At 64.7% G+C, this 6183-nt stretch carries 9 protein-coding genes; all 9 read right to left on the bottom strand.

Annotated features, from left to right (window positions below; translation table 11 throughout):
• On the bottom strand, positions 1 to 362 hold a 362-nt coding region (locus AX672_RS18025; protein WP_202189369.1), incomplete at its 3' end, for a phage tail protein.
• A gap of 12 nt (positions 363 to 374) precedes the next feature.
• Positions 375 to 908 (bottom strand): phage tail protein, encoded by a 534-nt coding sequence (locus tag AX672_RS18020; RefSeq protein WP_066653867.1) that lies wholly within the window; start codon positions 906 to 908, stop codon positions 375 to 377.
• 69 nt (positions 909 to 977) lie between these two features.
• Positions 978 to 1499 (bottom strand): phage tail protein, encoded by a 522-nt coding sequence (locus tag AX672_RS18015; protein WP_066653864.1) that lies wholly within the window; start codon positions 1497 to 1499, stop codon positions 978 to 980.
• 253 nt (positions 1500 to 1752) lie between these two features.
• Entirely contained in the window at positions 1753 to 1887 is a 135-nt protein-coding gene (locus AX672_RS19220) for a hypothetical protein (RefSeq protein ID WP_269454059.1), read from the bottom strand.
• Between the two features lie 106 nt (positions 1888 to 1993).
• A complete protein-coding gene (locus AX672_RS18010) occupies positions 1994 to 2329 on the bottom strand; it encodes a cytochrome C nitrite reductase (RefSeq protein WP_231731426.1) in 336 nt (111 codons plus the stop codon).
• 14 nt (positions 2330 to 2343) lie between these two features.
• A complete protein-coding gene (locus AX672_RS18005) occupies positions 2344 to 3540 on the bottom strand; it encodes a molybdopterin-dependent oxidoreductase (RefSeq protein WP_066653861.1) in 1197 nt (398 codons plus the stop codon).
• On the bottom strand, positions 3533 to 4120 hold the full coding sequence (locus AX672_RS18000; protein ID WP_066653910.1) for an NADPH-dependent FMN reductase: 588 nt from the start codon (positions 4118 to 4120) through the stop codon (positions 3533 to 3535). Before AX672_RS18000 ends, AX672_RS18005 begins: the two co-directional genes overlap by 8 nt.
• Before the next feature lie 63 nt (positions 4121 to 4183).
• Positions 4184 to 5248, bottom strand: coding sequence for an LLM class flavin-dependent oxidoreductase (locus tag AX672_RS17995; RefSeq protein WP_066653851.1), 1065 nt, complete (start codon positions 5246 to 5248; stop codon positions 4184 to 4186).
• Positions 5245 to 6153, bottom strand: a complete 909-nt coding sequence (locus AX672_RS17990; protein ID WP_372587563.1) for an aldo/keto reductase — start codon at positions 6151 to 6153, stop codon at positions 5245 to 5247. Before AX672_RS17990 ends, AX672_RS17995 begins: the two co-directional genes overlap by 4 nt.
• Positions 6154 to 6183 lie beyond the last annotated feature (30 nt).

Raw genomic sequence — 6183 nt, 5'->3', positions numbered from 1 at the left:
GGCGCGCCAATGGCATTGTCGGACGCCGCATAGTTCCGCGTCTTCACATTATGGTTGTGCGCCGCGAGCTCGGCCGTCGACAAGGTGACTGAGTCGGCACCGACACGCGCCGCGAACGTGCGGGGTGTTAGTCCGCTGCCAGCGCCAGCGCCCATTACGGCCGCCCCGGGCTGACCGGCATTGGTGAGATTGGTGAGATTGGGCAGATTGAAGTTTGTGGCGTTGCCGCCAAACGCGTTGCCGATCACGGCATAGAGCGCCGGATATTGCTGGACCACCAAAGACGCGCCGTTGCACAGCATCCAGTCAACGGGAACGAAGGTAAAGGGAAAAAGGCGGATTTCTCCAGTGAAACTGTCCATGTTATCCCCGCTTTACGGCTGAGCCGGAAAAAGACCATTCAGACTGATGATGTAATTGAGTGCGACGGTCGTCATCATATTCTGGTGCTGGGCTGATGCCCCTGACTGGCCGACGGTTGCCGACGCCAGCGTGCGCTCGGCCGAAAAAGCGCCACCCGCCGCGAGATAATTGGCCGTTGGCGCGGTCGTCGCGGCGAGATTGACCGCATTGCCCGGCGTCGATGTCGTCGCCGCTGTTGTCGTCACGCTGACAAAGTGGCTGTGCGGCGGCAGTTGGCTGGCGTTGAGCGAGACCGTTTCGCTGCCGGCTTTTTGGCCAATCGTGCGCGCCGTCAAACCCGCCCCCTGACCCTGCCCGATCGGCACGCGACCGCGCAAATCGGGCAGGCCGAAAGTGGTGGTGCCGTTCCCACCATAGGTCGTGCCGATCAGCGCATAAAGCGGCGGAAAGTCGTTCACCGACAAGAGGCGGCCGTCACAGATGGCCCAGTCCTCCGGGGCATAATTGCCCGCGAACAGGCGGATTTCTCCAATAAAGGGATCCATTCATTCCTCCTTGCGGGCGACCGGATGATGCATCTGACGCGAAGATCGTCGGCACCATGTCGAACTCGGTTATTCGCGTGACGGGTACAGGCCTTGAGTGGCGATACAATAGTTCAACACCAGATACGGCTGCATATTGGGATGCGCCGCGCCAGCGCCGACCATATCGACCGTGTCGGCGGCCAAAAACGCATCAACCGCGCCCGTGCCATAGATCGGTCGTGCGCCGGGCGCCGCCGTGCTTTCACCGGCCGTGGCGAGCATCATGTTCGTCGCGTTGGTCGCGGTGGCAGTGACGGTGACGGCGTTCAGCACGTGTTGATGCGGCGGGATTGTGGCCGGGGTCAGCGCAACGGTCTCGGCGCCGCCGATCCCGCCCGAAGTCAGATTGGGCGCATAGACGGCCACGCGGCCATTGAAATTGGGCAGCGCGAACGTCGTCTTGCCATCACCGCCGAAGCTTGTGCCGAGCAGCGAATAAAGCGCGGCATAGCTTTGGATCGGCAGGACCGCGCCGTTGCACAACGCCCAGCCCTGGGGCGCATAAGCGAAGGGAAACAGCTTGATCTCGCCAATAAACGGGTCAGACATGCGCTACCTCCCAAAGTCGGCTTTCGACGATTCTTTGACGACTGGCTATCATTGCGCTTCCGAACTGGTCAATCGTCAAATCGATCGATTCAGTCCGGATCGAACCCAATAGTCATCCGCGCCACGCAAATCTTTAAAATATTCGCGCGCTACTCAAAGAAAATAATCATCACATCGAGTTCGCGCACGATTATCCCGCTCCTGGCGCCACGCGCTCAAGAGATTAGGCAACGCTAAAGCCGATGAACTATGATTAGGAGCGATTGTCGTTCAAGTCAGGATTGGCGTTCGGGCCGATCTGCGCCTTGTCGAGCCCCAGAATCTCGACTGCCGGCTTCTGCCATGCCGCGCGCGACAGGGTTTGCTTGCTCTGATCTTGCTGCTGCATCATATCACCCCCACTGGTTGGTAGATCCGGCGCTAACCCAAATTAAAGCCGCCAACAAGAATCCCGTTGCACCAAATCGCACTGCAATTGCACCGGATCGAATTCATCAGGGTTTGGGAGAGCGCTGCGTTGGCAATCCCATCAGCGCGGCGACCAGCCGTTCGTCATCGCCCGGGTCGATTGGCGCGTGATAAACGGTGCGCATCTTCGCGATCTCGGCAGCCCAGGTCTTGGCATCAAGCTTCGGCTGGGTGGTGAGCATTTCGGTCGAGTGGCATCCGGTGCAATTCTGGGTGACCAATGCGGCGTCCGGGCCAGCGGGTAAAGTTACGCGATCCCCAGGCAGGGTGATCGATTTGCTGGCGAGGGTGAAGCCCGTCGGCAAGCCTTGTTGCGCCGCCGGAGGATTACCGCAGCCTGACAGTACCAGGACGGCCAGCATCGCCCCCGCACGCATCATGCCGCTTGCACCGCGATCGTCTCGATCGTCCCGCGCTGATAGCCGCTGGGGTTCCACACCGCTTCGTTCCCCTGCACCCGCCCGTCGCTGGCGGTGCAGCGCACGCTTAGCATCTGGCGCCCGGGCGTGAGCGGCGGCGTAATCGCGGTCCAACTGCGGAAGCTATAGCGGCCATACTCGATGCCGAGCGTCGCTGGCGTCCAAGCGCCATCGCCGATCCGATAATCGACCCGCGCAACGCCCGTCGCGCCGCCCATCGCCAAGCCGACCAAGGAGAAGGGTTGCCCCGCCTTGCACGTCGCGCCGTCGCGCAGGTTGGTGATGAAACTACGCGGCACCATCGTGCTGATCGGCGTGCTGTCGAAATCCTTGGTGCCCGGTGCCACGCTCGCATTGGGGGCAGTCGGGATCTTGTACGCCTTGGCCATCCAGAAGTTATCGTCGGGCGCGGTCAGCACTTCGATCCGGTCGAGCGCCTTGATCCAATAGGTCGAATACCAGCCCGGCACGACGAGCCGGATCGGAAAGCCATTGAGCATCGGCAGCGCGGCGCCGTTCATCGCAAAGGCAATCATCACTTCGCCGTCGCGCGCATGATCCACGTCGAGCGACTTGGCGAACCACGGCGCGCCGTCGACCGGTGGGCGGTCGAGCCCCGACAGCCGCACCGCGACCGCGCCCGGCTTCACCCCGGCCAAATCGAGCACGTCCTTCAGCCGCACGCCGGTCCAGCGGGCATTGCCCATCGCGCCATGGCCCCACTGCGCGCCGGCGACGCGTGGGGTGAAGAATCCGCGCGAATTGCCCGAACACTGGTTGATGGCGGCAATTTCGACGCGCGGCAGCTTGAGCAGTTCGGCGAGCGACAGCGCGGTTGCCTTGTTCACCGCGCCGCCGATCCGCAGACGGAAGGCATTGGTATCGACCGACAGCGGGATGTCCGCATAATGCCAGCGCACATAGAAGCGGTCGTTCGGCGTGAAGACATTCTGGCCGAACACCTCCCACGGCGTCTCCAGCAAAGGCGCACGGCTGCGCTGGACGATCATCGCGCCCTTTTCGGGAAAGCCGCCCGCGACCGGTCGCGCGCCATTGTCGAAGCCGAGCTGCGCCACTTGCTGCGCCCACAGCGGCGCGCTCGCGACGCCTGCGCCCAGCGCGCCGAGCGCGGCCCGGCGCGACAGCTCAGTCATTCGCCACCAGCGGGGCGAAGCGCGCAACCTGGCGCCCGACGAGCGCGAGCTGCTCGGCGACGGCGGGATCGCTTGATCCGCCTTCATCGTCGAACTTGGTCACTTGGGTGTTGATGGCGGCGGCAAAGGGTGTCGGCCAACCGCGCAGCGCATGGACGATCGATCGCAGCGCCGCGATCGTGCTCCCCGTCGCCTGCCAGCCATAGGCCGTCGCGATCAGCCCGACCGGCATGTCGGCGAGGTAGGGCCGGTCGTCGCGCGCGGTCTCCTCGAGCAGGTCGAGCGCGTTCTTGACGAGGCCCGACAGGCTGCCGTGATAGCCCGGGCTGGCGATGATCAGCGCGGATGCCTGCCGCACGGTATCGACGAACTCGCGTTCGGCATCGGTGCGCTCGGTCGTTTTGGGATTGTAGAGCGGCAATTGGGCGAGCGCATCGCCGCCGAACAGCCGTGTGTCGAACCCTTCGCGTGCGGCGCTGTCGAGCGCGATCATCAGCGCGCGCTCGGTCGAGGCGACGCCGCCGATCGACCCGCCGATACCGACGACGAGCGGGCGGGAAGAAGGGGCCAATTCGCTCAAGCCAAGGCTCCGTGGGTCACTGAGTCGGCGATAGGCGAGCCCGCCGCCTTCGACAAGCAAGTCCTAAAGCAAGCCGTGGTCGATACGCGGCAGCACGTGGCGCGCGACCAGATCGGCTTCTGCGGCGTGCGGATAGCCCGACAGGATGAACGCCTCGATCCCCATCGCGCGATAATCATTGAGCTTGGCGAGCACCTGATCGGGATCGCCGACAATCGCTGCCCCACAGCCCGATCGAGCGCGGCCGATGCCGGTCCAGAGATGCGGTTCGGCATAGCCTTCCTCGTCCGCGCCCTCGCGCAGCGCCGCCTGCGCAGCGACGCCTGCCGAGGTCGAATCGAGCGACTTGGCGCGGATTGCCGCCCCCTGCGCCGCGTCGAGCTTCGACAGCAGCCGCGCGGCATAGGCGCGCGCTTCGCTTTCAGTCTCGCGCACGATCATGTGCGCGCGATAGCCAAATTTGAGCGTGCGGCCATATTTGGTGGCGCGTGCGCGCATGTCGGCGATGATGTCGGCCACGACTTCGCGCTTGTCGGGCCACATCAGATAGACGTCGCACCCCTTGGCGGCGGCCTCGCGCGCGTCTTCGCTCAGACCCCCGAAATAAAGCTGCGGCGCCTTGCCCGAAACGGTGCCGATGCGCGGCGGATCGAGCTTCAGCTTCCAGAAGTCGCCGTCATGGTCGAGCGGCTCGCCGTTCAGCAACGTCTTCAGGATATGCATTGCCTCGACCGTGCGCGCATAGCGCGGGCCCGAGGCCAGCGTCTCGCCGGGCAGGTCGGACGAAATGATGTTCACTTTCAGCCGCCCGCCGAGCATGCGGTCGATCGTCGCGATCTGGCGCGCGAGTTGCGGGGGCCAGCTCTCGCCGACGCGCACCGCCATCAGCAGCGCCAGGCGCCGGAGCATCGTCGCGATGCCCGCCGCGAACGCGGTGGTGTCGAGCCCGAGCGCATAGCCCGACGGCAGCAGGATATTGTCGAACCCGCCGGTTTCGGCCTGCAGTACGATGTCGCGGCAATGCTCCCAGCTCGACTTGAGCATCGGGTCGGGGACGCCCAGAAACTCATAATCATCGTCACACAGCGCCGAGAACCAGCTGATTTCGCAAGGCGGCAAATCGGTCATGGCAGGCGCACTCCGCGCGACGCGACCAGCACGTCGTACCAGCTCTGGCGCGTCCAGCGGCATTTGAACGCGTCGGGGATTTCGGCGATGCGCGCCACGTTCTGCGTGCCGACGATCGGGATTGCGCGGGCCGGATGCGCCATGATCCAGCTATAGGCGGCCGCCGCCCGCGACACGCCCGCTTCGCCCGCCACGACATCCAGCGCGGCGCACACGGCGCGGGCGCGGTCGTCCTGCGGATCGCCGATGCGGCCGCCGCCAAGCGGCGACCAGGCGAGCACCGCCATTTCCTCGGCCATGGCGAGATCGAACAACCCGCCCTCGATCGGCTCGATCGCGAGCGGCGAGACTTCGGGCTGTGTCGAGGCGATCGGGATGGTCAGGAACTTGGCGAGCGCGCGGTGCTGTTCGATGCTGTGGTTCGACACGCCGATCGCGCGCACCTTGCCGCTGGCGACCATCGTCTCGAGCGTGCGCGCGACTTCATAAGGGTGTGCGAGGATGTCGGGGCGATGGATCTGGTAGAGATCGACGTAATCGGTGCGCAGCCGCCGCAGCGAGGCGTCGAGCGCTGTCATCAGATAGGCGCCGCTCGAATCATAGGGCACCGGCGGCGTGATCCCGCCCTTGGTCGCAAGCACCATGCGCTGTCGCAGCGCCGGGTCGGCCGCGAAAATCTCGCCCAGCAGCGCTTCGGCATCGCCGAACCCGCCGCTGCCGTCGAAGCCGTAGATGTCGGCCGTGTCGAACAGCGTCACGCCGGCGGCGAACACTGCGTCGACGAGCGCGCGTCCTTCGGCGGCGCTGCGGCCAGCGAAGCGCCACATCCCCCAGGCAATCGGGCTGACAGCCAATCCGCTCTTGCCGAGCGGACGGGAATCGGGTGTAAGATCAATATAGGACATCGTTGTCATACATAGAGGCTCCGGCATTGG

The organism is Sphingomonas sp. CCH10-B3 (assembly GCF_001556185.1).
Classification (GTDB): domain Bacteria; phylum Pseudomonadota; class Alphaproteobacteria; order Sphingomonadales; family Sphingomonadaceae; genus Sphingomonas; species Sphingomonas aquatica.
The sequence above is the reverse complement of the archived record's forward strand: the minus strand, read 5'-3'. Positions and strand labels throughout refer to the sequence as shown.

What these genes read in the sequence shown, in the direction of transcription:
- AX672_RS18015 (WP_066653864.1), bottom strand. Translation starts at nt 1,499, where the DNA reads ATGTCTGACCCGTTTATTGGCGAGATCAAGCTGTTTCCCTTCGCTTAT.
- AX672_RS18005 (WP_066653861.1), bottom strand. Translation starts at nt 3,540, where the DNA reads ATGACTGAGCTGTCGCGCCGGGCCGCGCTCGGCGCGCTGGGCGCAGGC.
- AX672_RS18020 (WP_066653867.1), bottom strand. Translation starts at nt 908, where the DNA reads ATGGATCCCTTTATTGGAGAAATCCGCCTGTTCGCGGGCAATTATGCC.
- AX672_RS19220 (WP_269454059.1), bottom strand. Translation starts at nt 1,887, where the DNA reads ATGCAGCAGCAAGATCAGAGCAAGCAAACCCTGTCGCGCGCGGCATGG.
- AX672_RS18010 (WP_231731426.1), bottom strand. Translation starts at nt 2,329, where the DNA reads ATGCTGGCCGTCCTGGTACTGTCAGGCTGCGGTAATCCTCCGGCGGCG.
- AX672_RS17990 (WP_372587563.1), bottom strand. Translation starts at nt 6,153, where the DNA reads ATGTCCTATATTGATCTTACACCCGATTCCCGTCCGCTCGGCAAGAGC.
- AX672_RS17995 (WP_066653851.1), bottom strand. Translation starts at nt 5,248, where the DNA reads ATGACCGATTTGCCGCCTTGCGAAATCAGCTGGTTCTCGGCGCTGTGT.